The sequence below is a fragment of the Acuticoccus kalidii genome, from assembly GCF_021556395.1.
In the GTDB taxonomy this organism is placed as follows: Bacteria; Pseudomonadota; Alphaproteobacteria; order Rhizobiales; family Amorphaceae; genus Acuticoccus; species Acuticoccus kalidii.
Window position 1 is genome coordinate 1 of the sequence record NZ_JAKGCS010000013.1, and the last position, 22720, is coordinate 22720.

The 22720-nt window shown below is 66.4% G+C and carries 29 protein-coding genes and 3 pseudogenes; 14 read left to right on the top strand and 18 right to left on the bottom strand.

The window, feature by feature from the left end; genetic code table 11:
• From tnpC to L1787_RS07795, 4 genes and pseudogenes are all read right to left on the bottom strand, one after another.
• Positions 1–855, bottom strand: an 855-nt coding sequence (gene tnpC / locus L1787_RS07780; RefSeq protein ID WP_235708126.1) for an IS66 family transposase, incomplete at its 3' end; no start/stop codon positions are given.
• Positions 856–950: 95 nt separating this feature from the next.
• Positions 951–1298 (bottom strand): IS66 family insertion sequence element accessory protein TnpB, encoded by a 348-nt coding sequence (gene tnpB / locus L1787_RS07785; RefSeq protein WP_235708053.1) that lies wholly within the window; start codon positions 1296–1298, stop codon positions 951–953.
• On the bottom strand, positions 1295–1708 hold the full coding sequence (gene tnpA, locus L1787_RS07790; RefSeq protein WP_235708054.1) for an IS66-like element accessory protein TnpA: 414 nt from the start codon (positions 1706–1708) through the stop codon (positions 1295–1297). Before tnpA ends, tnpB begins: the two co-directional genes overlap by 4 nt.
• Positions 1709–1759: 51 nt before the next feature.
• Positions 1760–2760, bottom strand: a pseudogene (locus L1787_RS07795) (IS3 family transposase); the annotation flags it as partial.
• Between the two features lie 294 nt (positions 2761–3054).
• Between L1787_RS07795 and L1787_RS07800 the strand changes: the two are divergent.
• A protein-coding gene (locus L1787_RS07800) for an IS630 family transposase (RefSeq protein ID WP_235708128.1) occupies positions 3055–3997 on the top strand; the annotation gives its coding sequence in 2 pieces (ribosomal slippage) (positions 3055–3392 and positions 3391–3997; 945 coding nt in all).
• Positions 3998–4125: 128 nt separating this feature from the next.
• On the opposite strand, the gene L1787_RS07805 is transcribed toward L1787_RS07800, so the two are convergent.
• Entirely contained in the window at positions 4126–5292 is a 1167-nt protein-coding gene (locus L1787_RS07805; RefSeq protein ID WP_235708129.1) for a site-specific integrase, read from the bottom strand.
• Positions 5293–5592: 300 nt separating this feature from the next.
• On the opposite strand from L1787_RS07805, the gene L1787_RS07810 reads away from it, so the two are divergent.
• On the top strand, positions 5593–6816 hold the full coding sequence (locus tag L1787_RS07810) for a winged helix-turn-helix domain-containing protein (RefSeq protein ID WP_235708130.1): 1224 nt from the start codon (positions 5593–5595) through the stop codon (positions 6814–6816).
• Between the two features lie 141 nt (positions 6817–6957).
• Here the strand turns inward: L1787_RS07810 and L1787_RS25990 are convergent, their stop codons facing one another.
• Positions 6958–7245: a hypothetical protein gene (locus L1787_RS25990; protein ID WP_369415068.1), complete on the bottom strand. Its 288-nt coding sequence runs from the start codon at positions 7243–7245 to the stop codon at positions 6958–6960.
• Between the two features lie 621 nt (positions 7246–7866).
• On the opposite strand from L1787_RS25990, the gene L1787_RS07820 reads away from it, so the two are divergent.
• Positions 7867–8337, top strand: a complete 471-nt coding sequence (locus L1787_RS07820; RefSeq protein WP_235708132.1) for a Ros/MucR family transcriptional regulator — start codon at positions 7867–7869, stop codon at positions 8335–8337.
• A 65-nt stretch (positions 8338–8402) separates the two neighbouring features.
• Here L1787_RS07820 and L1787_RS07825 read toward each other — a convergent pair whose 3' ends face one another.
• Positions 8403–9023 (bottom strand): recombinase family protein, encoded by a 621-nt coding sequence (locus L1787_RS07825; RefSeq protein ID WP_235708133.1) that lies wholly within the window; start codon positions 9021–9023, stop codon positions 8403–8405.
• A gap of 210 nt (positions 9024–9233) precedes the next feature.
• Between L1787_RS07825 and L1787_RS07830 the strand changes: the two genes are divergently transcribed.
• Positions 9234–9434 carry a type II toxin-antitoxin system VapB family antitoxin gene (locus L1787_RS07830; RefSeq protein ID WP_235708134.1) on the top strand — a complete coding sequence of 67 codons (201 nt, stop codon included), beginning with the start codon at positions 9234–9236 and terminating at the stop codon, positions 9432–9434.
• Positions 9431–9805: a type II toxin-antitoxin system VapC family toxin gene (locus L1787_RS07835; RefSeq protein WP_235708135.1), complete on the top strand. Its 375-nt coding sequence runs from the start codon at positions 9431–9433 to the stop codon at positions 9803–9805. The genes L1787_RS07830 and L1787_RS07835 overlap by 4 nt, the downstream gene beginning before the upstream one ends.
• Before the next feature lie 187 nt (positions 9806–9992).
• Here the strand turns inward: L1787_RS07835 and L1787_RS07840 are convergent, their stop codons facing one another.
• Both L1787_RS07840 and L1787_RS26215 read right to left on the bottom strand, forming a co-directional pair.
• Entirely contained in the window at positions 9993–11228 is a 1236-nt protein-coding gene (locus L1787_RS07840; protein WP_235708136.1) for an MFS transporter, read from the bottom strand.
• A gap of 72 nt (positions 11229–11300) precedes the next feature.
• On the bottom strand, positions 11301–11741 hold the full coding sequence (locus tag L1787_RS26215; protein ID WP_439648265.1) for a hypothetical protein: 441 nt from the start codon (positions 11739–11741) through the stop codon (positions 11301–11303).
• A gap of 227 nt (positions 11742–11968) precedes the next feature.
• On the opposite strand from L1787_RS26215, the pseudogene L1787_RS26220 reads away from it, so the two are divergent.
• Positions 11969–12480, top strand: a pseudogene (locus L1787_RS26220) (IS630 family transposase); the annotation flags it as partial.
• Between the two features lie 12 nt (positions 12481–12492).
• Here the strand turns inward: L1787_RS26220 and L1787_RS26255 are convergent.
• Positions 12493–12615, bottom strand: a complete 123-nt coding sequence (locus L1787_RS26255; RefSeq protein ID WP_500793359.1) for a hypothetical protein — start codon at positions 12613–12615, stop codon at positions 12493–12495.
• Between the two features lie 451 nt (positions 12616–13066).
• Between L1787_RS26255 and rnk the strand changes: the two genes are divergently transcribed.
• Positions 13067–13651: a nucleoside diphosphate kinase regulator gene (gene rnk, locus L1787_RS07855; RefSeq protein ID WP_369415070.1), complete on the top strand. Its 585-nt coding sequence runs from the start codon at positions 13067–13069 to the stop codon at positions 13649–13651.
• A gap of 236 nt (positions 13652–13887) precedes the next feature.
• Here the strand turns inward: rnk and L1787_RS07860 are convergent, their stop codons facing one another.
• From L1787_RS07860 to L1787_RS07870, 3 genes are read right to left on the bottom strand one after another with little or no spacing between them, the layout of a single operon-like run.
• Positions 13888–14211, bottom strand: a complete 324-nt coding sequence (locus L1787_RS07860; protein WP_235708138.1) for a hypothetical protein — start codon at positions 14209–14211, stop codon at positions 13888–13890.
• A 1-nt stretch (position 14212) separates the two neighbouring features.
• The gene (locus L1787_RS07865; RefSeq protein ID WP_235708139.1) at positions 14213–14560 is read right to left on the bottom strand and encodes a DUF6522 family protein; all 348 of its coding nucleotides are present in this window, start codon (positions 14558–14560) and stop codon (positions 14213–14215) included.
• 21 nt (positions 14561–14581) lie between these two features.
• Entirely contained in the window at positions 14582–14986 is a 405-nt protein-coding gene (locus tag L1787_RS07870) for an Rrf2 family transcriptional regulator (RefSeq protein WP_235708140.1), read from the bottom strand.
• A gap of 81 nt (positions 14987–15067) precedes the next feature.
• Between L1787_RS07870 and L1787_RS07875 the strand changes: the two genes are divergently transcribed.
• The 7 genes and pseudogenes from L1787_RS07875 to L1787_RS07900 all read left to right on the top strand — a co-directional run bounded on the left by L1787_RS07875 (position 15068) and on the right by L1787_RS07900 (position 19687).
• A complete protein-coding gene (locus tag L1787_RS07875; RefSeq protein WP_235708141.1) occupies positions 15068–15550 on the top strand; it encodes a group III truncated hemoglobin in 483 nt (160 codons plus the stop codon).
• Positions 15551–15627: 77 nt separating this feature from the next.
• On the top strand, positions 15628–15957 hold the full coding sequence (locus tag L1787_RS07880; RefSeq protein WP_235708142.1) for a carboxymuconolactone decarboxylase family protein: 330 nt from the start codon (positions 15628–15630) through the stop codon (positions 15955–15957).
• 4 nt (positions 15958–15961) lie between these two features.
• Entirely contained in the window at positions 15962–16339 is a 378-nt protein-coding gene (locus tag L1787_RS07885) for a DUF488 domain-containing protein (protein ID WP_235708143.1), read from the top strand.
• Positions 16336–17376: an NAD(P)H-dependent flavin oxidoreductase gene (locus L1787_RS07890; protein ID WP_369415071.1), complete on the top strand. Its 1041-nt coding sequence runs from the start codon at positions 16336–16338 to the stop codon at positions 17374–17376. The genes L1787_RS07885 and L1787_RS07890 overlap by 4 nt, the downstream gene beginning before the upstream one ends.
• Complete coding sequence (locus L1787_RS07895) at positions 17373–18092, top strand: 5-formyltetrahydrofolate cyclo-ligase (RefSeq protein ID WP_235708145.1); 720 nt, start codon at positions 17373–17375, stop codon at positions 18090–18092. The genes L1787_RS07890 and L1787_RS07895 overlap by 4 nt, the downstream gene beginning before the upstream one ends.
• A 25-nt stretch (positions 18093–18117) precedes the next feature.
• Positions 18118–18366, top strand: a pseudogene (locus L1787_RS26000) (molybdopterin-binding protein); the annotation flags it as partial.
• Between the two features lie 127 nt (positions 18367–18493).
• Positions 18494–19687, top strand: a complete 1194-nt coding sequence (locus L1787_RS07900) for an NnrS family protein (protein ID WP_235708146.1) — start codon at positions 18494–18496, stop codon at positions 19685–19687.
• Here the strand turns inward: L1787_RS07900 and ccoS are convergent.
• The 5 genes from ccoS to ccoO are packed head-to-tail and all read right to left on the bottom strand — an operon-like array spanning position 19648 to position 22720.
• Entirely contained in the window at positions 19648–19953 is a 306-nt protein-coding gene (gene ccoS / locus L1787_RS26225) for a cbb3-type cytochrome oxidase assembly protein CcoS (RefSeq protein ID WP_439648266.1), read from the bottom strand. The genes L1787_RS07900 and ccoS overlap by 40 nt on opposite strands.
• Positions 19950–20933 carry a DUF2189 domain-containing protein gene (locus L1787_RS07910; protein ID WP_235708147.1) on the bottom strand — a complete coding sequence of 328 codons (984 nt, stop codon included), beginning with the start codon at positions 20931–20933 and terminating at the stop codon, positions 19950–19952. Before L1787_RS07910 ends, ccoS begins: the two co-directional genes overlap by 4 nt.
• A complete protein-coding gene (ccoP, locus tag L1787_RS07915; protein WP_235708148.1) occupies positions 20920–21828 on the bottom strand; it encodes a cytochrome-c oxidase, cbb3-type subunit III in 909 nt (302 codons plus the stop codon). Before ccoP ends, L1787_RS07910 begins: the two co-directional genes overlap by 14 nt.
• Entirely contained in the window at positions 21825–21992 is a 168-nt protein-coding gene (locus L1787_RS07920; RefSeq protein WP_235708149.1) for a cbb3-type cytochrome oxidase subunit 3, read from the bottom strand. The genes ccoP and L1787_RS07920 overlap by 4 nt, the downstream gene beginning before the upstream one ends.
• Positions 21989–22720: a cytochrome-c oxidase, cbb3-type subunit II gene (gene ccoO / locus L1787_RS07925; protein WP_235708150.1), complete on the bottom strand. Its 732-nt coding sequence runs from the start codon at positions 22718–22720 to the stop codon at positions 21989–21991. Before ccoO ends, L1787_RS07920 begins: the two co-directional genes overlap by 4 nt.

Consider the following 22720-nt stretch of genomic DNA (forward strand, 5'->3'; position numbering starts at 1 on the left):
GTGCTCCTGCCGCCGATCGCGCGAAGCATAGTAGAGCGCGGCTGGAGGCGCCCTCCCGCCGAACGGCCGGTCGTCGCGGACGTAAGCCCAGATGTGGCCGGTGATCGTCTTGCCTCTGGCGAGGATCGGCACCGTGGTGTCGTCGCCGTGAAGGCGCTCGGCGGCCAGAACATGCGCCTCGATCAGGGCATGGAGCGGTGCGAGGGCGACCGTCGCGGCACCGACCTGGTCGGCGAGGGTCGAGACCGACAGGTCGATCCCCTCGCGGCCATAGCGCTCGCTCTGCCGGTTCAGCGGCAAATGCTGCCCGAACTTTTCGAACAGGATCGTCGCCAGAAGGTGCGGTCCGGCAAAGCCGCGCGGCGTCACGTGGAACGGTGCGGGCGGCTGCGTGATCCGCTCGCACTGACGGCAGGCGAACCGCTCGCGCACCGTCTGGATCACCTTCCAGCGACGGGGGATCACCTCCAGCGTCTCGGTGATGTCCTCGCCGAGCTTCGACAGCCGGGTCGAGCCGCAGCACGGGCAGCTCTCCGGCGCGGCGATCACGACACGCTCGCGCGGCAGATGGGCCGGGAAGGGTTTGCGCGCGGGCCGCTTGCGCGTGAACGCCGGGGCCGATCCTGTCTGCGTTGCCGCGGTCTCGGCCACCAGCTCATCTTCGCTGGCCGTCGTCTCGAGATCCTCCAGCTGCAGCTCCATCTGCTCCAGAAGCCGAGCCTTGCGCTCGGAGCGGCTGCCGTAGAGCTCGCGCCTCAGCTTCTCGATCTGGAGCTTGAGATGGGCGACCAGGGCGGTCACGTCCGACTGCGCCGCTTCCGCGGCAAGGCGGCGTGCCCGCTCCGCGCGGATCATCGCGTGGGCGCTGGCAAGGTCGTCGGGGAGCGAATCGGCGGCGCTGTTCACACCTTGAGCGAATCACGATCGCCGGGGCGCGCCAAGGCAAAACATCACCCGACCGACGTCGGACGCCAGGTCTCTTGCGGGTGACGCCAGTCGATCCCTTCGAGCAGATAGCCGAGCTGCGCAGGCGTGATCGTCACCGCGCCATCGGCCGGCGAGGGCCACAGGAAGCGGCCCCGCTCCAGCCGCTTCGTGAAGAGACACGCCCCCTGGCCGTCGTGCCAGATCACCTTCAGAAGGTCGCCCCGGCGCCCGCGGAAGCAGAACAGATGGCCGCTCAGCGGGTCGCGCCGCAGCACCTCCTGGACCATCAGCGACAGGCCGGGGAATCCCTTGCGCATGTCCGTGTGGCCGGTCGCGAGCCACACCCTCACGCCACTCGGAACCGGGATCATCGCCGTTCCAGAACGGCGACCACGCGGGCCAGCGCCTCGCCGTCCACGTCGGCGCCGACGACGATCCGCCGGCCGCAGGCGAGAACGATCTCCATCCGCGAGGCCGTCACCGGGGTTTCAGGCCGCGGCTCTATCTCTCGCGCCTCGGGCGGATGCGGTTCCGGCTCGATGATGGCAGGCACGAACGTCGGCGTCTTCTCAGATCGGGGCGGCTCCACCCGGAACGCACGCCTCCACGTCACCAGCTGCGAGCGCGAGATCCCGTGCCGCCGGGCCGTCGCCGAGACCAGACGCGGACCCTCCATGCTCTCCAGCACGATCTTCAGCTTCTCATCATCGCTCCAGCGACGCCGGCGGCCCCTCTCGACCACCTCCAACCGCTCGAACGCCCTGTGCGTATGCCTGTCCATACGCACAGTTCTCCGCCGCGACGCTCACCACCCGCAAGGCGGCCTCCGCCGGAGGCTTACGTTGTCGAGGCAGTTGCCCGTGCGGCTCATGGATGGAGTTATGCCCGCTGCGCCAAGGACTTGCCGGTAGGCCTCGGTTGCGTATTGGACGCCGCGGTCGCTATGATGGATGAGCCCTTTCGGCGGGCGTTGCCGTTCGATCGCCATCCTGAGCGCGTCGATGGCGATGTCTGCGTGCAATGTTTGACGCATGGCCCAGCCGACCACCTTGCAGGTCGCCATGTCGATGATGGCGGCGAGAAAGAGCCAGCCTTCGCCGGTCGGGATATAGGTCAGATCCGCGAGCCAAACCTCGTTCGGCCGAGCCGCCACGAAGCGCTGCCCGAGCCGGTTCGGTGCGATGGAGAAAGCATGCCGGCTGTCCGTCGTGCGCACCCGGCGGGGCAAGGCGGCCCTTCCTCGGAGCCCGGCACGGCGCATGAGCTGAGCCACGCGATGGCGCCCGATCCCTCGTCCACGAGAGCGTAGCACGGCATGAATCCGAGGCGCGCCATCGGTGCCGGCGCTGTCCTCGTGGATCGCCCGGATGTGCTGGAGCAAGGCGCTGTTCTCACCGGCTCGGCGGCTCTCCGGCCGTCCCTTCCCGGCGTAGTACCCGCTCGGTGAATCTCCAGAACCCGGCACATCACCCGAACCGGCCACACGCCGCGATGCTCATCGACGAACCCGAACGTCACCGGGAGGCCGCTCCGAAGATGAGCGCGGCTTTTTTTAGAATATCGCGCTCCATCTGCGCCTTCTGAAGCTCTCGCTTCAGCCTGGCTATTCTCCGATGCGAGATCGGCCAGGGACGGCGCCGCCGCCTGCGTTGTGGGGAGCCGCTGCGGCACCGTTCCTTCCGCGCCGTACTTGGCCATCCAACGCCTGAGCACCGTCTCGTGCAGCCCGAGCTCCTCAGCGACGCGCACAATCGGCTGGCCGCTCGTCGCGACACGCCGGGCCGCCTCTCGCTTGAACGCCTCCGGGAACACCCGCCGTCGTCTCTCGCTCATCGGACACTCCGTCTTTGGCTCGAAAGCCTATCATCGGTGTCCACTCAAACGGGACAGGATCACCCACCGGGTCCGAGTACGTGCTGACCACGACGCCATCCCGGTCCGTCGTCTCATCACCTCTCGCGTGAGCCAACCACTGTAGGTGATCTCAGTGTTCTCGAGCTGATCGCGAAAGGCATCGAGCACGCGTGTGGGGCCGGAGACTAGAGCGCGTTGAAGGATTGCCGAGTCGGTAAGGATCCGCGAACGCGGTCGTGATTCGCTTTGCGAGGATGATTCGCGAGGTGGGTCGTGGGGCGAGCGCTGGGATTGGATCTGCGGGTGCGGGTCGTGGAGTCGATCGAGGCGGGGCTGACGCATCGCGAGGCGTCGCGTCGTTTCTCGGTGGGCATCGCGACGGCGGGGGCGTGGCACCGTCTGTGGCGGCGTACCGGAAGCGTTCGGCCGGCGCGGCAGGGTCACCCGGTCCGTTCCAGGCTCGACCCGCACGAAGGTTTCATCCTGGCGCTGGTGGATCGGGACAAGGACATCACGCTCGCCGAGATCGCGGCGCAGCTGGCGGCCGAGAAGGGGGTGACGGTTTGCCCTTCGACGGTCTGGCACTTCTTCGCCAAACGCGACATCACGGTCAAAGACCGCCCACGCGGCCGAACAGGACCGCCCGGACGTCGCGAGGCGCCGGCACGCCTGGCTCGAGGGCCAGCTGGAGCTCGATCCCGATCGGCTGATTTTCATCGACGAGACGGGCCTCTCCACCAAGATGGCGCGGCTCAGGGGCCGGGCACCCCGCGGCGAGCGCTGCCGGGCGCCGGTCCCGCATGGCCACTGGAAGACCACCACCTTCACCGCGGGGCTGCGCCGCGACGGCCTCGTCGCCCCCTGGCTGCTCGACGGAGCGATGGACGGCGACGCCTTCGGGACCTACGTGGCGCGCGTCCTGGCGCCGGAACTCGCCCCCGGCGACGTCGTGGTAATGGACAACCTGCCGGCCCACAAGATGAGCGGAGTGCGCGAGACGATCGAGGCGGCCGGCGCGCTCCTGCTCTACCTTCCCCCGTACTCGCCGGATTTCAACCCGATCGAGAACGCCTTCGCGAAGCTGAAGGCACTGCTGCGCAAGGCCGCCCGCCGCACCATCCCAGACCTATGGGACGAGGTGGCAGACGCCATCACGGCCTTCACGCCAACCGAATGCCGCAACCTGTTCGCCGCCTGCGGGTACGCCTGCGATTAGATTCAAAACGCTCTAGAACTTGGCTCTTCGGCTTACCCTTGCTTCGTCTTGGCTTACGCCCCCAATTCGTCTCGCTCACCGTACCTTTGCGCGGCACGAAGCTGAACGCGCCAGTTCTCGGTAACCTTTCACCCGGCGAGTCGCGCTGCGCGGCCGGCCGCGCGTTCCTGATCGCGGTAGTAGCGGACGGCGGCCTGGACGGAGCGGTGGAGCGAATGGCGCATGGCGGCCTCGAGGGGCACGCCCTGTAGGGAGGCTTCGGTGAGGTAGCCCGCGCGCAGGCCGTGCGCCGAGATCCGGACCGGGTCGATCCCCGCGCGGGCGGCCCGCGCCTTGACGATGGCGTTGACGGCATGGCCGGAGAGGGCGCCCTCCCCCATCCGGCCCCAGCGATCGATGGCGCGGAAGATCGGCCCCTCGCGCGTGCCGGGCCGGACGGCCTGCAGCGCGGCAATCCAGGCCTCGAGGTGGATCTGCGCCCGCCCAGTCACCACGAGGAAGGCGTCGTCCTCGGCGGTCGTCGTCTTGGTGCGGCCGATGACGATGGCGAGCCCGTGCGCCGCGCTGACGTGCGCGGGCGCATCGACGAGCGGCGTGCCGCGTGCGCCGTCCGCCTCCAGGCGGACCACTCGTTCGAGCCGCAGGTGGCCGAGCTCGGAGCGGCGCCGGCCGCCGGTCGCGAAGGCGACGAGAAGCAGCGTGCGGTCGCGCAGCTCGCGCAGGGCGAGCGTTTCGTGGGGCGGCGGGTCGGTCCCGACCATCCGGTCGAGCAACGCGCGCGTGACCGCCGTCTGGCTGTGGCGTTGCCGCGGGCGGTCGGCGGCTTTTCGGGCGGCGGCCAGCGTGCGGCGTACCGTGTTGGAGGAGAGCGCCTCGTCGGACCCGCGTAGCTGGGCGATGCGTCGCCAGGAGGCCAGACGCCGCGCGACGGTCGCGGGCGCATGGGGCAGGGGCGTGCGCAGCATGCCCTCGGCCATCAGCGCCGCTTCGACCGCGGCCGGCATGCCGTAGCCGTCGCCGCGGACGGCGCGCTCCTCGGCCCGAAAAAGGTGATGGGCGATGAAGGCGAGTCCATCGCTGTCCGCTGGAGGCCAGGTCAAGGGAGCGCCTCGCGCGGCCCGGTGCCAGGCCTCCAGGTAGGCAAGGTCGGAGACGACGGCCCGGACGGTGTTGTCCGGCACGGCGGCGCGCACGAGGTCGCGCAGCGTCTCGACATCGCCGGGCGTCAGGTGGCCGGCGAGCCGGTCCGCGGTGGCGACCGGCAGAAGGTCGACGAGGGCGTCGGCGACGCTCATGGCCGGTCCGGCACGGGCGCGCGGCGGGTCTGCGGTGGGAGCGCCGGATACCGGGCGAGCGCGCGGTCGGGGGAGAACCGCTTTGCATCATCCTGTGCCGTCGGCATGGCGCTCCTCGTAGCTGCGGCCTTCCCGGGCCTGATCATCGACCCGGAAGGGGCGATTGGGGATGCTACCGTCGCCTTCGATAATGGAACGTTATCGTATGTCAGTTCCAAATCTGGATAGAAAACAGGTGTTGGACAATAAGGGCATGTTACTGTCCATAAGGTGGCATCACCCACTCCGGGAAACCGCATCATGGACCGCCATGCACCATCCCGCTCCGGCATCGATCCGGAGCGCATCGCCACGGCAGCCCTGGGCCTCGGCCGCCTCGCCGAAGCGGTGCGTTTCTCCCCCATGGCTCCTGCCTTCCGCCTCCGCGAAACCGCCGTCGTCGCGGCCGAGATGGCCGCCCAGCGCCTCGGACCCACGCGTGCGCAAGACCTCTTTGCCATCGTCGCCGGTGCGCCGGGCGCTTACATTGAAGCAGGAGATGAGCTCCACGCCGCCTTATGGTTCTGGCGGCAGGGCTTGCGCGCCTGGTACATGCAGCCGCTCCCCGCCCCCTGGGGTGGCACCGAGCCCGACGATTATGGCGACACCGAGCGGGCGCGCGACTGGCAGGCCGACGATGGGGCCGCCTTCCATCCCGAGATCACCGCTGCCCTCGCCCGCATCGGCCCGCTGCCGCCGTGCGCCGGTCTCGTGGCGCGCCTGCAGGCGATTCACCGTGCCGCCACGCGCGAACGCGCGGTCGGCGCCTCCGACATCGCGCGCGTGCTCGCATTGCGACCGGTCACGGGGGCCGTGCTGCCCTGCCTTGCCACCATCGTGCCGCCCGCCAAGACCGGGATGGCGTTCGAGCCTTGGCTCGCCCGCACGGCCACCCGCATGAGCCGTGCGGCTGAGACAAGCTATGAGCGTCTCCGTGCCCTCGAAGCGGCTTGGCGACGCTGGCAAGAGAAGATCAATCCGCACCGCGCGAGCTCAGAGCTGCCGGCCGTCCTTGCCCTGCTCGCCCATTCTCCCCTCCTAACGCCGTCTGCTGTCGCCGCCTCCTGTGGCGTATCCTCGAGGACCGGATTGCGGCATCTGCAGGCGCTGGAAGCGGTCGGCGTTGTACGCGAGGTGACGGGGCGCGCCCGCTGGCGCCTCTACGCCGCCGCCGATCTGGGACTTGCCCCTTGGAACCCGCGGCGCCGACGGCAGACCGAATCGCCACCCGCCGAAACCGGGGCTGGCGTGTCGATACCGCCCACCGATCCGCTCCCGCCCGTGGACTTCGACAGCATCGACCGCATGTTGCACGACGCCTACCACGCCGTCGATCGCGCCATGCAGCACGTGGAAGCCCGGCTTGCCGATCCGGAAGGACACTCGCCGGTCGGTCGCGGTGAGCCTGAAGCCAACCGCACTCCCGACACGAGGAATCCGAGCTCAATGACCGCCCGCAATCCGCTGCAGCGATCGACGCCATAAGGAAGGGCAACGCCCCCGTCTTCTGGAAACTCGACCGCCTGGTGCCGCCGCTCATCGAGACCGTCCGAGGTCTCGAGGTCTAGCATCGATCTCGCTCTCGCTGCGATGACGCATTGCCGATGCCGTTGTTCTGGTCAACGATCAAGCGAAGGCGAACGAACGCATGCCACGAGTCAATCGCGACCAACGGTTCAGCCGCCTTCGCGACAGATTATCCTTGGCGTCGTGCTTCAAGTGGCAGCGTTGGCAAAGCGCGGCGAGGTTTGACGGTGCGTTGTTGAACGGATCGTGGTCGAGATGGCAGCACGCAAGGGACACCATCGAACGACGCAAACCGATCATCGCCGCATCCCTCTCCGGCGAGACCATCTCGGGCCAAAGCCACCCTTGTTGCAGCGCCTGCTCCTGGAGCGCCCATGGCGGCGCCAATGCGACCTTCCTTCCTCTCTCATCGCGCCAAGCATCGCCGTCCCACCAGAGGCCGACGCGTCCTGCAACGCGCATCTCGCCAAGATGCCAGACACGTGCACCGTGCGGTCTCGCGCACCGTTCACAACACCCCCCGGCGCGCTCGAAGCGGATGACGTGACTCAGCTCCGTCCAGTCGATGGGATAGAACCCGCGCTGTTCGCGTCGTATCGGCATTGCCGGCTAAGTCCTTAAGTTTGATCGATCGCCTCGGGTGATCTGAGTATACTATGTTCTATCTTTGTTTCGAGGCCTTGGTGACCCGCCACTTGTGGAGATTCGCCGTGTTCAAGGAATTTTCCTCAACCGACAGACGCCGTCTGCCGTAGCAGGCGCCGACGCGCCAGCCTGGCAGGGCCAAGCCGCCGCCACTCCACTTTATCCCCTCCGCCGAGCACCGCGCGCTGAAGCCGGGCTTGTGACGAGAGCGTCGCGTCGTCCTCGATGAGATGAGCGATGGCGCGATCGAGTTCCGCTGAGAGTAGAGAAGGCGAATGGTTTTCCCTGAGCCATTCGAGCAAAAGCCGGTAGATGCGTAGCAAAGAGCGTCAGTTAGCGTCCCAGCAGCTTTGAAGGTCCATCATGCCCAGTTCCAACGATCCCACGCGGTTCATCGATCTCACAGCAGAAATCGTGGCAGCCTACGTGGCGAACAACTCCGTGCAACCGCATGATATTCAGCTGCTCATCACCGACGTGCATGGCGCGCTCGAAAATGCGGTGAAGGGCATGCCAGAGCCCGAGCCATTGAAGCCAGCCGTGCTGGTTCGAAAGTCGGTCACGCCCGATCATCTCGTGTGCCTGGAGGACGGCAGGACCTACAAGTCGCTCAAGCGGCACCTTCAGCATCAGCACAACATGACGCCGGCCGAATATCGAGAACGCTGGGGCCTGCCAACCAACTACCCGATGGTAGCGCCGAATTATGCAAGCGCGCGGTCCGATCTCGCCAAGCGCGCGGGATTTGGGCGAAAGGCCGTCGAGCCGCAGACGAAGACAACACGCCGGGGCCGGCCAAAAACTGCTAAGGCAAGCGCAGCATCCCCCAAATAGGCTGGCCATTGGTTGACCTCGAATGACCTACCACGACGGTGCGGGGCTCGCCGCCGCGGCCCTTCTCAAACCGGCACCTTCAGACGCTTGGCGATTTTGGCGATGGTGGCGCGGCTGCAGCCCGTGGCGTGCTGGATCTGCGACCAGGAGGTGCCCCGTGCCAGCATGCCGGCGATCGCCGTGTTGCGTTTGACGTTCTCGGGCCGGCCCTTGTAGCGGCCTTCCGCCTTGGCCCTCGTCTGTCCTTGCGCCTGGCGGCGGCGACGATCCTCGTAGTCCTTTCGCGCCACTGCGGCGAGGACGTCGAGCATCATCTGGTTGATGGCGGCGAACATGCGGGACGTGAAATCGTCTGGCCTCTGCTCAAGCTGGCTCCAGCTCGTCGGCAAGTCGAGCGCGACGACGCGGATCTGTCGCGCATCAATCGCGGCCCGAAGCTTCTGCCAGTCGGCAGATGTCAGGCGAGAGAGACGGTCGACCTGCTCGATCAGGAGGATGTCGCCGGCGCGGGCGTCCTTGAGAAGGCGAAAGAGTTCGGGCCGCGCGAGCTTGGCACCGCTCTCATGTTCGACGTAGGTGCTGACGATGTGAAGGCCGCGTTCCGCCGCGAAGGCATCGAGGTCGGCCCGGGCTCGCTCTGCATCCTGGTCGTCGGTCGAAGCACGAAGATAGGCACGAACGACCATAGCATTCCCCGCTCGGTCGATTTTGGGCAGTTCACCATAGTACGGTTCGTTTTGAATGGCCAGACGGTAGTTAGTGAACTGTCTGCGGCATGGTTTACTAAAGGCATACCCTAAACGCATCGCGCCGTGGATTGCCTCGCAAAGGCTAGTACCATTGACCACCTTATGATTATGCATCAAATGATGCGTAAATTGATGCCGGTGGAACCCATGCGAACGACCATCACTCTCGATGACCAGCTTCTCGAACGCGCCGTCGCTCTTTCGGGCCTTCATGAGCGGGGCACACTGCTTCGCGAAGCGCTCACCGCCCTGATCGAACGGGAGAGCGCCAAGCGCCTCGCCCGGCTCGGGGGGGCAGAGACCCATCTCGAAGCAGCCCCGCGGCGGCGCTCCGAGCAACCGGGGTGATCCTTGCCGACACATCCGTCTGGATCGATCATCTGCGTTCGGGCGATGCGGAACTCGAGCGCCGCCTTCTGGCGAACGAGATCGTCTGCCATCCACTCGTCGTGGCCGAGATCGCGTTGGGGTCACTGAAAGATCGGAGCACCGTCCTCAGCCTCCTCGACGGCCTGGCGCGCAGTCCGGTCGGCGAGACAAGCGAAATCCGGCAGATGATCGAGGCCCGTAGGTTCTATTCGCGTGGCATTGGCTTCGTTGATGCCGCGCTTCTCGCCTCATGTCTCCTCGACCCCGGCACGCGCTTATGGACCCGGGACCGACGGCTCAAGGCCGTCGCAGAAGAGTTCGACCTCGCCTTTCTGTCATCGCCATTCTGACGACGAGTGGTGTTTCGGAGAAGGCATCGCCAGCGCCGATCCTGCTCCCGTGGCGGCTGGGTCCGACCGCCAGCCGGGCTCAGACTCGCAAAACCTCAAGACCGTTCGCTCGACGGTCAAGGCGATCCGGACGAAAACCGACCGAGCCCCGCCTGGCGGGCGATTGCTCCCCCTCGCCCCGGACGTCTCACGCGGCGACGGCCGGTCGGGGCCCCGGCGTGCGGGTCTTCACGAGGATGAGGAGCATGACCGTCATGTTGAGGACGTTGAAGGCGATGCCGTTGAGGAACGCCATCTCGTAGGAGCCGGTGATGTCGCGTATCATGCCGGAGATCCAACCGCCGAAGCCCATGCCGAGGATCGTCGCCATCAACACGAGGCCGATCAGTGTTCCCGCTTGGCGGGCGGGGAAGTATTCGCGGACGATCATCGCGTAGGACGGCACGATGCCGCCCTGCGACAGCCCGAAGACGAGGCTGACGACGAAGAGCCCCGAGACGCTGCCGTCGTACGGCAGGTAAAGCGACAGCGCGAAGCACTGCAGCGTCGAACCGATGAGGAGCGTCTTCACCCCGCCGAGGCGGTCGGCGACGGCGCCGAAGACGATGCGCGAGACGACGCCGCCGACGAGCATCACCGAAAGGATTTGAGCGCCGACGATGGGGGCGCAGCCGAGGTCGACCGCGAGCGCGACCATGTGGACCTGCGGCATCGCCATCGCCACGCAGCAGCCGATCCCGGCGAGCGCGAGCAGCCATTTGAGAGTGCCGAGCGGCAGCTCGATCGAGCGCCGCTGCGCCTCGGACTGGATCATGGCGTCGTGGGGGACGCGGCGCCGAAGCGTCAGGGCGAGCGGCACGAGCGCGGCGACCACGATGATCGAGAGCGTCCAGTAGACGCTGCGCCAGCCGCCGGAGGCGAGGATGCCGCTCAACACCATGGGCCAGAAGGCGCCGGCGATGTAGTTGCCGCTCGCCACCAGCGCGACGGCGATGCCCCGCCGCCGCGAGAACCAGTGCGAGATGTCGGCCATCAGGGGGCCGAAGCACGCTCCGGTGCCGAGGCCGATCAGGCCGTGCAGGGCGACGACCAGGACGATGCTACCGGCGATCGCCGTGGCGGCGTAGCCGACCCCCAGGATTGCGGCGGCGAGGAGGACCACCGCGGCGACCCCGAAACGGTCGACGACCCGGCCGATCGTCACGTTGCCGAGCGCGAAGCCCAGCATCGTCGCCGTATAGGGCAGCGACGCGTGCGCGCGGTCGATCGCGAACTCCGACTGCAGCGCGGGGATGACGATGACCACCGCCCACATGCCGACGTTGCCGACGGCTGCCACGGCGAGGGTGAGGACGAGCCGGCCCCAGGAATAGCGGCTGTCGAGGATGCCGTCGGCGGCCAGATGCGCTCTCCTTCTCGGCATCGGCCGCGCCGGTTGCCCTCGGCCGCCCGGTCCTGCACCGTGTTGTCGTGCGGCCTATAGCATGTCGGCGATTCAAGAGGGCAGGTTCGCCGAACCCGAGCGTTGCGGCGCCGACCAAGGAACGCCGGAGCGCCCGGCCAATCCCCCCACCGCAGAAGCGCAGACGACCGAGCCCCAGACAGCGAGACGCCTCGGCGACCCGACGCCAACGTCCTCTACCCAGCACCGATCCGGGATATTCTGCTGCAGCTGGCGGTGATGGACGTCTACCGCGCCAAATGGACGGCGGAGATCCACGAAGAATGGATGACGGCGCTTCTCAGGAATGAGCCACACCGAAGCCGCGCAAGGCTCGAGCGCACGCGCGAACTGATGGACAGCAACACCCGCGACTGCCTCGTCACCGCGTACGCGCATCTGATCCCATCGCTGACGCTGCCCGACGCGAATGACCGGCATGTTCTGGCGGCGGAGCGGGGCGGCAACCACCGCAGCCATCGGATCGATGGCCATCGCGATTGGATCCTGGCGCTTATCGAGGCGGAGCCGGACCTGACGCTGGCGCAGATTGCGGAGCGCCTTTACGAGAGGGCCGGCTACTGCCCGCGGCCGTCGGTGGTCCACCAGTTCTTCGTGCGCCACGCCATCACGCGGAAAAAAAGACCGGCCACGCGGCCGAGCAGGACCGCGACGACGTAAAGGCCGAGCGGCAAGCCTGGTTCGACGGCCAGGATCTCTTCGATCCGTCGCGCCTCCTCTTCGTGGACGAGACCGGCACCAGCACAAAGATGGCGCGGCTCTACGGCCGGTCGCCGCGGGGTGAGCGCTGCCGGGCGGCGATCCCCCATGGCCACTGGCAAACGACGACCTTTATCGGCGCACTGACCCTCGAGGGCATCGTGGCCCCCATGACGTTGCCTTCGGCCATGAACGGGGGCGCCTTCACGGCCAATGTCTGGTGCCCGTCCTTCGCAAAGGCGATGTCGTGATCATGGACAACCTGCCGGCCCACAAATGCGCGCACGCGCGCAAGGCGATCGAGGCGGCCGGGGTCCGGCTCTTGTTCCTGCCGCCCTATTCGCCGGACTTCAACGCCATCGAGCTCGCCTTCTCGAAGATCAAGGCGCTCCTGAAACAGGCGGCCGCCCGCACGGTCCCGGATCTGTGGCAAGCCATCCGCCTGGCCATCGATGCCATCACCCCAGCCGACGCCAGATCCTTCTTCAGAGCTTGCGGCTACGAACCAGAATGAACAGAATCCGCCCTAGATCTGACAACGCTGCACCGTTCGGATCAGCTTGTCCGGATAGGACACCGGATCATTGGCCTGCAGTCTGTCAAGCAGCTCACGGCCAGTGATAGCGGGCTCTTCAAACCACGCCTTCATCTCGGCGGTTACCGCCTCAGCGGGTCGGGCACCGTCAGCCCGCGCGGCCTGCGGGCGGCGGAAGGACAGGTCGCGTTCGCGCCGGGTGACTCTCGAACAGCCACCCCCGCACCGATTGACTTCCTTCGCCCTTGCACCACATGCTTCCGATCATGTTGAGCATCGTGACGTTCCCCAGGGGCCTGCGTCGGGCGGGCAATCTCATCGCGGGCACTTAGCCCCGAGGTGACGGCGCTATTGCGTCCAGCCTCGGGGGCGCACGCACAGTCAATCTATCACATTACAGACGTAACGTGCCTGACCAGCCGGCTCATCGGATGCGCTGTTCGGTCGGACCGATCGACCTGCTACCGATCCGCCCCCTGGCGCAGATTGGTTTCACACACGGCAGCGCAGTATCTTCACCCATCGCGGTACAAACGCTCACTGCTCTGCGCGCGGGCGGTCGTGCATGCTTTACCGGTCTCGCTCCATCGGCCGCGACAGCGATGAAGAGAGGCCCTTTGCCGGTGGAAGAGTAGCGCAGGCGCTCCGCAAGAGGCGCCAGATTCACTGGATCAATTCCGAACGAAGACAGCAGTCAGCCAACCAACAGGTGGGAGAAACGATCATGGCGATGCATCAGGACCGCGTGTTGCTTGCACACAAGTGCAGCCCGCACATCACGTTGATGGCCCGTGATTACGAGCAGCTGGCCGCCTTGACCCGCTCCGTTGAGAGCGAGAATCCCGATGTCGCGGCCGTCCTCCTCGAGGAACTGGAGCGCGCGCACATTCTGGCCGAGGGCTATCCTGAACATAATGTGTACATGGGCTGCACCGTCGTTTTCCAGGACGAAACAACGCGCAAGATCCAGTCCGTATTGCTCGTCTATCCGGGCGAGGCGGATATTTCGCAAGGGAAGATCTCGATCCTGACCCCCATCGGAGCCGCGCTGATCGGGGTTCGCGAGGGCGATTCAATCACCTGGGAAACGCGGCTCGGCGAAACCCGACGGCTGAGGGTGCTCGAGGTGCGCGCTCCCCACGCCCCTTGAGGGCCGCGACCGGCGCCTTCGCGCAGCCTCGATCCGCTGTGCCGTCCGGCCAGGCGGTCACGACCGAAGCGGGAGCGGACCCCGCCATCGTGCTGCCCCCGGGCGCGCCAGATTGACCGAGGCCAATCTGGTGACCTTGCGGAACAACATGCTTCGACGGCGCGTCGAGGACAAGAAGAGATTACAGCGTCCGCTGGTCGCCCTGCAGTCCAGAGAGCGGCGGCGCGCCGAGGTTATCACGGTCCGCCAGAGCGGTCCGGCAGCGGCGCGCACCCGTAGAGGTCGACCCCCGCTTCGGCCTCCAAGAGCCGTGCGTTGGTTCGCAAAATGGCGGCCCCGACCTCCGCGTCGCCGGCCTCGAGCGATAGGTCGACGATGATCGCCGTGAGCGCCCAGACGACGCGACGGTCGCCGTAGGCACGGCTGAGTTGCGCGATCAACGGCAGCAATTCGCCGATGCATTGGGCGATGCGTTGCATCCGCAGGTTCGTTTCGAGCGGCTCCTCGCCGAGCCAGAAGGCGTGCCGCATGATTTCGAACGGAGAAACATCGGGGCGCATGTCACCACCTTGCACAAGCGGTGCCTGACGAAGCCGACAATGGAGGTCGCGTGCGGATCGGGAAGGCGGAACGGGTGAGCACCACACCGTTTTCATTGACGATGAAGCGGCAGGCCCGAGAGCCGCAATAGAAGGTCAGGCGCCAACGACCATGATCTGCACCCGTTCCGACCTCGCACCGGGACGTCATGCTCCCGGTCCGCATGGCGTCCTGCACCTGAGCGACCGGCAGATCGAACGCCTGTGCGAGCAGCTCGGCGGGGACGATGAAGCCATCGCCGTCGCGCTCGATGGTCATCATCGGCGAGCCTGCGGAAGTTATGTTTTGCGGCAAGAGTCGCGTCGCCATCTCTATCTTCCTCGTGTCTGTTCAGGCCGGAAGCGGCCTGGCAAGCGCGATATCGGCCAGCGTCGAACGGTCGAGGTCGGCGATGAACGCCGCTTCGGCCCAGCGCAGGCGCAGCTTCAGCCGGCAGTGGCCACCGATCGTGCAGTCGCTGCCGCCCGCGGCAAAGCACTCCACCAGCGGCTGCCCCTCCTCCAGAAAACGGACGATCGTGCCGAGGCGGATCTCCTCGGCCGCAATCGCGAGCGAGGCGCCGTCACGCCGCGTCTCGATCAACCCGCCGCGCGAGGCGCTGCATGATCTTCCCCGAATGGTTGCGGGAGATGCGGAATTCCTCAGCCAGCTCGGTCGTCGAGAAGGCCCGATCGGGGTCGCTCGCCAAGCGATCAGCATGCGCAGCCCGTAATCGGTGAAGGATGTGAGACGCATCTGCCGTCGGCCCCGTCAATCGGTATTTACAATACCTATTCGCAGATCTAATTTCATTGCAAGCAACATTTGGGAGCGGACATGATCGGGGACGAGGCGAAGGCGCAGATCAGCTCGGCGCGACCACGGATGACCGCGACGGTAATGGAGCAGACGGCCCTCGACGAGGACGTGCTGCACCGGCTCGTCGATCGGTTCTACGGGAAGGTTCGTGCCGATCCGATGCTCGGCCCGATCTTCGAGGCGCGCGTCGCCGATTGGGATCGGCACCTGGAGCGCATGGTCGATTTTTGGTCGTCGGTGGCCTTGATGACGGGCCGGTATCATGGCCAGCCCGTGCCGGCGCATGTGCCCCTTCCCGTGGACGCATCGCACTTCAACCACTGGCTCGACCTGTTCCGCGAGACGGCGCGCGAGGTCTCCACCCCGGCCGGTGCCGAGCACCTGATCGAGCGGGCCGAACGAATCGCGCGGTCGCTGCACATTGCGGTCGAGCTGGGCAAAGCGCCGCCGGGCGCGGTGCCGACGTTCCCACCGCCCCTGAGAGGAAGCGGCGATGCATGAGGGAGGCGCGCCACCGGGCGTCAGCTGCGACGGATGCAACGAGACGACGGTACGATCCGTGCCGGGAGGGCGCACCCGTGACGCATCTCAGTTTTCCAAAACCGACGCGCGAGATGGCCGAGCGGCGCCACGCGCTCGCCCCCGAGCCCGACGACACGTTCAAGGCCTTTTCCAAAGCGGTGTTTGCCGAGGGCGCGTTGGACGGGCGCACCAAGCAACTGATCGCAGTGGCGGCGGCGCACGTCACGCAGTGTCCCTGGTGCATAGAAGGACGCGTGAAGGCCGCGCGCCGAGCCGGGGCAACCAAGGAGCAGATCATGGAGACGATCTGGATTGCTGCCGAGATGCGGGCGGGCGTCGCGTATGCGCATTCGCTCAAAGCGCTCGAGTTAATGGAGGACGACTGACACCATGGCGTCCGCAAAATCCATTCACATCGCGCGGGTATACGACGACCCGAAGGAGACGACCGGGGCCCGTCTCCTGGTTGATCGCACCTGGCCGCGGGGGGTGAAGAAAACCAACCTCGACCACGATGCGTGGATCCGTGACGTGGCACCATCGACCGGACTGCGCAAATGGTTCGGTCATGACCCAAAGAAGTGGGCAGAGTTTCGCAAGCGATATCTCGCCGAACTCAAAGACAATCAGGACGCCGTGTCGCAGTGTATGGAGTGGTGTCGCAAGGGGGCGGTGACCTTGCTGTTCGCTGCCACGGACCGCGAGCATAATCAGGCCGTAGTGCTGCGAGAATACTTGGCTAGTCACAAGAAATCGGCGTCACCGTGACACCGGATCGCGCGTTGCTGCGCACTGCCTTGTGCGATCAGCTCGGATGTGACGTGCCGATCCTGCTGGCCGGCATGGGCGGCGTGTCGCGCGCCGAGCTGGCGGCGGCCGTGGCGCACGCGGGCGGCTATCCGACGCTCGGTATGGTGCGGGAGCCGCCCGATCTGATCGAAACGGAGGTCAAGGCGCTGCGGGCCGTGACGGATCGCGAGTTCGCAGTGAACCTGATTCCGGCGGCAACGGATCCTGGCTTGCTGGACGCGCAGATCGAACGTTGTCTCGACCTCGGCGTGCGAGCCTTCTCGTTCTTCTGGGACGTGGTTCCGGGGGCGGTTCGGAGGGTCAAAACGACCGGCTGCCGGGTTCTGCATCAGGTCGGAACGCTCGACGCAGCGCGCGCGGCCGAGTCGGCGGGTGCCGATGTCATCATTGCGCAAGGGCTCGAGGCCGGCGGCCATGTGCATGGCCGCACGTCTGCTTTCACGCTCGCGGCGGAGGTTTTGGCGCAAACCCGCCTGCCTGTCGTCGTGTCGGGCGGGATCGCCGACGGGACCGGGTTAGCCGACGCGCTTGCGATGGGGGCGAGCGGCGTGCAGTGCGGCACCGCGTTCATCGCCACCGACGAGGCCTTCGCCAACGATTATCACAAGCGACGGATCGTCGAAGCCGACGGCGCGGACACGGTCCTGACCGATGTGTTCGTGCTGTACTGGCCGCGCGAGGCTGCGGTGCGCGTGCTCGGCAACAGCGTGACGGCCGCGCTCGGCGGCCGCTTCCTGGGCCACGATCCCGATACGCTGCCGCGTGACGTGATCGCTTGGGATGACGGCGTCCCGCGGTTACGGTTCAGCACCGACTCGCCTTTGCGCACGACGACGGGCGATCTCGAGGCGATGGCGCTCTACGCCGGCCAGGGGGTCGGACGCATCCATGACATCGTGCCCGCGGCGGTTCGATTGAACCGGATCGCCGATAGGGCCGCGACGCTGCTGTCGGCACGTGGCGCGCCACGAAGCGCCGAGAGAGGAAACCCATGAACGCCGATGATGAGCTTCCAGGCCGCTACGCCTCGCCGCCATGTCTGGCCTCGGAGCTGGCACCGGACTATTTCGACCCGCTCGCCGTCGACCCGCAGCAGGCCCGCGACGTGGCGCGTTGGCGCCGATCCGAGCGCACGCGACTGCGCGGCGAGCGCGACGCGATCAGCATCGACGCGCGGCAACGGGCCGATGAGACGATCGCGAACGAAGTGCGCGACGTCCTCGCCGACCGCTTCGCCGGCGCGCGGTGGCAGGTCCTGTCCGCCTATTGGCCGATGCGCGGCGAGCCGGATCTGCGGGCGCTCATGACCGAACTCGAGGTGTCGGGTGTGACTGTGGCACTGCCCGTGGTCGAAACCATGGCCCGGCCGCTGATCTTTCGACGCTGGACGCCAACTACCCAGATGGTGCGCGGCGTGTGGAAGATTCCCATCCCGTCGGACGAGGCCGAAACGGTGACACCCACCATCGTGCTGGCGCCGCTGGTGGGCTGGGATAGTGAAGGCTATCGCCTCGGCTACGGCGGCGGCTATTTCGACCGGACCCTCGCCAGTCTGGCCCCGCGCCCGTTCGCGATCGGGGTCGGTTATCGGGCCTCGCGCCTCAAGACGATCTATCCGCAACCTCACGATATTCCTTTCGACATCGTGCTGACGGAGGCGGGCCGCGAAGTCGTCCGCGAGGTTCCGTCAGCCAGCCGGCCGATCGCATAGTTCCCCGTATGAAGGAGGAGGACAGATGTACCGTCGCCTCGGATGCGTGCTCGCTAGCGCGGTATCGAGGCGGTCACGGTGCGGCGCCGTCTACGTTTCGACCGGCCTGTCCGACGCGCTCGTTGCTGCGTCCCGGTATGCTGACCTCGTGGTGACGACCGACGGCGTCTCGGTCGGCGACGAGGATCACATGGTCTCCGCCATCAAGGCGGTGGGAGGCGAAATCCAGCCGCTGCGCATTGCGATGAAGCCCCGGCAAGCCGCTGGTGCAATTGGCCTCGCCGTCTTATTCGGTGCGCGTGGCGCTGCTGGCTCAGGCGAGACGGGCTTCTCGTCTTGCCTGCCGAGGCGGCGTCGGTCGCGTGGGGCACTCCCCTTCGGTTCCTGCCATTGGACTGATCATGACCACGATGAGTGCGAGCCGCGTCTGGAACGGGCCGGCGCTTTTCTCCTACGGCTTCCGGCCGTTTTTCCTCGGCGGAGCCGTGTGGGGCGCGCTGATGGTCGCGCTCTGGATCTCCTGGTTCACGGGCGCGATCATGTTGCCGTCCGCTCTGCCACCGGTCGTGTGGCACATCCACGAGCTGCTGTTTGGCATGATCGTGGCGGTGATCGCCGGTTTCCTTCTGACTGCGATTCCAAACTGGACGGGGCGGCTGCCGGTCGCTGGCTGGCCGCTCGTCGGACTTTTCACGCTGTGGGCTGTGGGCCGGGTCGCCGTCGCGGTGTCCGAGCTGATCGGGCTCGTGCCGGCGTTGTGCGTCGCCCTTCTTTTTCCGTTGGCGATGATTGCATTTGCATCGCGCGAGATCATCGCTGCGGGCAATGCCCGCAACCTCGTCGTCGTTGTGTTCTTGGCGATCTTCGCGGGAGGAGAAGCCGTCTTCGCCCTTGAGGTCATCGTCGAGGGTTATCCGGTGTTCGGCCACCGGATCGCCATCGGCGCGGCATTGATGCTGGTGATGTTGATCGGCGGGCGCATCACGCCGAGCTTCACGACCAATTGGCTGAAGAAGCAGGGCGCGCTTTCGCTACCCGTCCCGTTTGGGCGGTTCGATAAGCTGGCGCTGCTGGCTGGCGCTGTCGCCGTGCTCGCATGGATCGCCGAGCCGGCCATCGGGGCGGCTTGGATCGGCGGCCTGTTCCTCCTCGCGGCAGCGGCGCATGTCGTGCGCATGGCCCGCTGGCGGCCCTTCGCGACGGTGCGTGAGCCGCTCCTAACGGTGTTGCACATCGGCTATCTGTTCATTCCGGCTGGATTTATTGTGGCCGGCGGCGGTCGTCTGACCGGCCAGCCGCATATCGCCCAGGCCGCTGTTCATACGTGGACGATCGGGGCGATCGGCCTGATGATTCTCGCGGTGATGACCCGCGCCAGTCGCGGCCACACCGGCCGGGCACTGACGGCACCGCCCTCGACGATTATCTTGTATCTGGCGGTGGCGCTGTCCGCGATCTTTCGTGTTCTCGCCAGCTTGCAACCGGGGGCGATGCAGCCACTCCTGTCGCTTTCGGCCGGGCTTTGGGTGATTGCGTTCGCCGGGTTCGCGGTTCTTTACGGCCCGATGCTGCTTTCGGGCCGCAAGGGCGACTGATCGGCGGCTGTCGCATGGGCCCGTCCACCGCGGCGGGCGGGCAACCGCGTCAACGGTGGGCGAGGGCGGAGCCGGCGCTTTTCGACGTCCGGTCCCGGTTCACCGGAGGCGGGCCGGTCTTGCGGCGACGCCTCCGCGAGGACGACACGCCAGGCGTTGCCTTCGAGATCCTCGAACTGACCACGGCGCAAGGACCAAAAGAACGCGACGAGGCCGATCAGGCCCAGTCCGAGCGACACCGGCACCAGGATCAACAACGCCGTCATAGCGCTTCGCTTCGGATCGCGCACCAGGCATGCCAAGTGCCGTGTCCGAGGAGAGGGAAGACGACCGCGAGGGCAAGCAGGCCCGTCGCCGCCGACAACGCCATGCCGATAGCGACGATGCAGCCCCAGACCAGACAGGGGGCGAGGTTTTGCGTGGTCATCGCGAAGCTGAGGCCCATCGCGGTCAGCGCGTCCCGACGCTCGACCATCAGCATCGGAACCGAGAACAGGCTGAGCGCGAAGGCGAACGCCGCGAACAGACCGCCCACCCCGGTGCCCACGAAAAGGAGCCCCCAGCCCGGCGTCGTGGTCAAGACGTTGGCCATTGCATCCTCCGCGCCGGGATAGGGCGCGATTCCGAAGAAGAGCGCATAAAGCAGATCGGCCGCGCGCAGCCAGAAGAGCACCAGCAAGCCTAACATCAAGCCGGCATACGCGAGTTGGACGCGCGAGGCGGGTCGGACCAGCATCATCCCCGCGAGAGTTACTGGCTTGCCTTCACTCAGCCGCCGGCTCTTCTCGTAAAGGCCGATCGCCAGGAACGGCCCGACGATGAGGAACCCGGAGATCGCCGGCAGCGCGAGATGGAGAAGCCCGGTCGCATAGAGCGCGCCGAGGGTCGAATAGGAGATCAGGACCAGCAATGCGCCGTATGCCAAGCTTGGTCCCGGCGAGACGCACAGATCGCGAAAGCCCGCGGCGAGCCAGCGCAACGCCGCATGCGCCGGCAAACCTTTCGCCAAGGTGATCGCGGGGCGCCGGGGCGGACGGACGGTCGGAAGCGGTTCGAGCATCGGGCTACCTCTCAGCAGGCGCGTCTCGCGGGCGTTGCGACCGCGCTCTTCGCGGCGACGCATTCCGGCTGTGAGCGGAACGCGACCGATATCAGATGGGCGTTGCTCGCGATCACGATCGCCAGCACGATCAGAGCTCCCAACCAAGCTAGACGTTTTTGTGTCGTCAGGGTCATGATTGGCCACCGCCACCGCGGTCTTGCAGGCGCATCACGTAGAGCGCAAGCAAGTTGATCTCGGCTTCACTTAATCGACCAATCCAGGAGGGCATGACGCCCTGACGCCCGCTCCGCAGCGTGTTCATCACGGTGTGGACGTCCTGTCCGTATATCACCGCGCCGTCGGCCAGGGACGGGGCGCCGTTCAGCATGCCGCCGACGCCGCCTTCGCCGTGGCAGGCGGCGCAATTTTGCGCGAACAGGTCGGCACCGGGATCGTCTGTGGCGGCGTCGCCTTCGGGAAGCTTCGCGACGTAACGCGCCAACGCGACGCGGTCGGTGCGGTCCATCCAATCGAACGAGGGCATTTGCGCCAAGCGCGAATCGGGGTGGCTGGAATTGATGCCGACGCGCAGCGTTTCGGCGATCATGTCCGGCTCGCCACCCCATAACCAATGATTGTCGTTCAGAACTGGGAATTCGATTCCGCCCGATCCGGTTTCACCATGGCACACGGCGCAATTGTCGCGAAAAAGCCGTGCCGCTGCGGGCATGGCCGTTGCCATCAGAGCCGCATCCTCGCTCAGCGTTGCGAAGTCGGGTGTCTCGAAGCGGGACAGCCATTCTTCGCGGGTGCTAGCGAGGTCGCGGTAGCGCTCGATGGCGACCTGACCTTGATCGAGGCCGAGGAGGCCGCGCGTGTAATCGCGACCGATCGGCCATGCGGGCAAAAGTACCCAGGACACGAGTGAATAGGCAACCGTGAGGACGAGCGCGATCAGCGCGATCCGCGGGAAGGGCGTATTGAGTTCCTTGATCCCGCCCCACTCGTGACCGGTCGTGTCGTATCCCGTGACCGGGTCGATCTCGCGTTGGCCGGTGTGGGAATCGGCGGCGGGAAATTCCTTGGGGTCCGTACTCATGAACGGTCCTCGGGGCGCTCGGTGGGCAGGACGGATCGCGCGATCCGCTCCTGTTCCTGGCGACGGCGTGGATTGTAGGTGCGGATCAGCACGATCAGCAGAAAACCTCCCATCCAGATCGGCCCGAAGACTTTCGCGACAAGTACCATCGTGTCGTGACTCATGATCCGTCCTCCTGAGACAGGATCGTTTTCGCCGCATCCGTGAGGGTGCCGATGGACTGCAGGTAGGCGACCACCGCATCCATCTCCGTCAGTTGCCGCGGATTGCCGTCGAACGCGCGCACGGCGATGTCGTCACCGTAGCGGGCGATCAGATCGGACGTCGCGTCCGAGTCGGGCTGGCTCTGAGCGCGCGCGTCGACCAGCGCGTTGTCGATCATGTCCTGATCGTAGGGCACGCCGAGGCCTGCGAGCGTTGCAAGGTTGCGCTCAACGAGTTCGGTCCCGAGGGGACGCATGAGCCAGGGATAGGCCGGCATGATGGACACCGGGATGACCTGCCGCGGATCGACCAGATGGGCCACGTGCCAAGCATCGGAATACTTGCCCCCCACACGGGCGAGGTCGGGTCCCGTTCGCTTGGATCCCCAGAGCATCGGCCGATCCCAGGCGCTTTCGCCGGCCAATGAGTAAGGACCGTACCTGTCGATCTCATCGGCGAGACTGCGCACCATTTGCGAATGGCAGGCATAGCAGCCTTCGCGGATGTAGATCTCGCGTCCGGCCAACTCCAACGGCGTGTGCGGGCGAAGGTCGTCGGGTATTTCGACCGTCTCGTCGATCGTGAAGAGCGGGGCGATTTCCACGAGGCCGCCGATGGACGCGACGACGATGATCGCGCCGACGAGCCCCATGGAAATCTTTTCCAGATTGTAGTGCAGCTTCAGCAT

Excerpts from the sequence above, each read along its gene's own strand:
- tnpB (WP_235708053.1), bottom strand. The coding sequence starts at position 1,298 with ATGATCCCGGTTCCGAGTGGCGTGAGGGTGTGGCTCGCGACCGGCCAC.
- tnpA (WP_235708054.1), bottom strand. The coding sequence starts at position 1,708 with ATGGACAGGCATACGCACAGGGCGTTCGAGCGGTTGGAGGTGGTCGAG.
- L1787_RS07805 (WP_235708129.1), bottom strand. The coding sequence starts at position 5,292 with ATGAGCGTCGCCGACGCCCTCGTCGACCTTCTGCCGGTCGCCACCGCG.
- L1787_RS07810 (WP_235708130.1), top strand. The coding sequence starts at position 5,593 with ATGGACCGCCATGCACCATCCCGCTCCGGCATCGATCCGGAGCGCATC.
- L1787_RS07820 (WP_235708132.1), top strand. The coding sequence starts at position 7,867 with ATGCCCAGTTCCAACGATCCCACGCGGTTCATCGATCTCACAGCAGAA.
- L1787_RS07825 (WP_235708133.1), bottom strand. The coding sequence starts at position 9,023 with ATGGTCGTTCGTGCCTATCTTCGTGCTTCGACCGACGACCAGGATGCA.
- L1787_RS07830 (WP_235708134.1), top strand. The coding sequence starts at position 9,234 with ATGCGAACGACCATCACTCTCGATGACCAGCTTCTCGAACGCGCCGTC.
- L1787_RS07840 (WP_235708136.1), bottom strand. The coding sequence starts at position 11,228 with ATGCCGAGAAGGAGAGCGCATCTGGCCGCCGACGGCATCCTCGACAGC.
- L1787_RS26215 (WP_439648265.1), bottom strand. The coding sequence starts at position 11,741 with ATGGCCATCGATCCGATGGCTGCGGTGGTTGCCGCCCCGCTCCGCCGC.
- L1787_RS26255 (WP_500793359.1), bottom strand. The coding sequence starts at position 12,615 with ATGAAGGCGTGGTTTGAAGAGCCCGCTATCACTGGCCGTGAGCTGCTT.
- rnk (WP_369415070.1), top strand. The coding sequence starts at position 13,067 with ATGCTTTACCGGTCTCGCTCCATCGGCCGCGACAGCGATGAAGAGAGG.
- L1787_RS07860 (WP_235708138.1), bottom strand. The coding sequence starts at position 14,211 with ATGCGCCCCGATGTTTCTCCGTTCGAAATCATGCGGCACGCCTTCTGG.
- L1787_RS07865 (WP_235708139.1), bottom strand. The coding sequence starts at position 14,560 with ATGGCGACGCGACTCTTGCCGCAAAACATAACTTCCGCAGGCTCGCCG.
- L1787_RS07870 (WP_235708140.1), bottom strand. The coding sequence starts at position 14,986 with ATGCGTCTCACATCCTTCACCGATTACGGGCTGCGCATGCTGATCGCT.
- L1787_RS07875 (WP_235708141.1), top strand. The coding sequence starts at position 15,068 with ATGATCGGGGACGAGGCGAAGGCGCAGATCAGCTCGGCGCGACCACGG.
- L1787_RS07885 (WP_235708143.1), top strand. The coding sequence starts at position 15,962 with ATGGCGTCCGCAAAATCCATTCACATCGCGCGGGTATACGACGACCCG.
- L1787_RS07895 (WP_235708145.1), top strand. The coding sequence starts at position 17,373 with ATGAACGCCGATGATGAGCTTCCAGGCCGCTACGCCTCGCCGCCATGT.
- L1787_RS07900 (WP_235708146.1), top strand. The coding sequence starts at position 18,494 with ATGACCACGATGAGTGCGAGCCGCGTCTGGAACGGGCCGGCGCTTTTC.
- ccoS (WP_439648266.1), bottom strand. The coding sequence starts at position 19,953 with ATGACGGCGTTGTTGATCCTGGTGCCGGTGTCGCTCGGACTGGGCCTG.
- ccoP (WP_235708148.1), bottom strand. The coding sequence starts at position 21,828 with ATGAGTACGGACCCCAAGGAATTTCCCGCCGCCGATTCCCACACCGGC.
- L1787_RS07920 (WP_235708149.1), bottom strand. The coding sequence starts at position 21,992 with ATGAGTCACGACACGATGGTACTTGTCGCGAAAGTCTTCGGGCCGATC.
- ccoO (WP_235708150.1), bottom strand. The coding sequence starts at position 22,720 with ATGCTGAAGCTGCACTACAATCTGGAAAAGATTTCCATGGGGCTCGTC.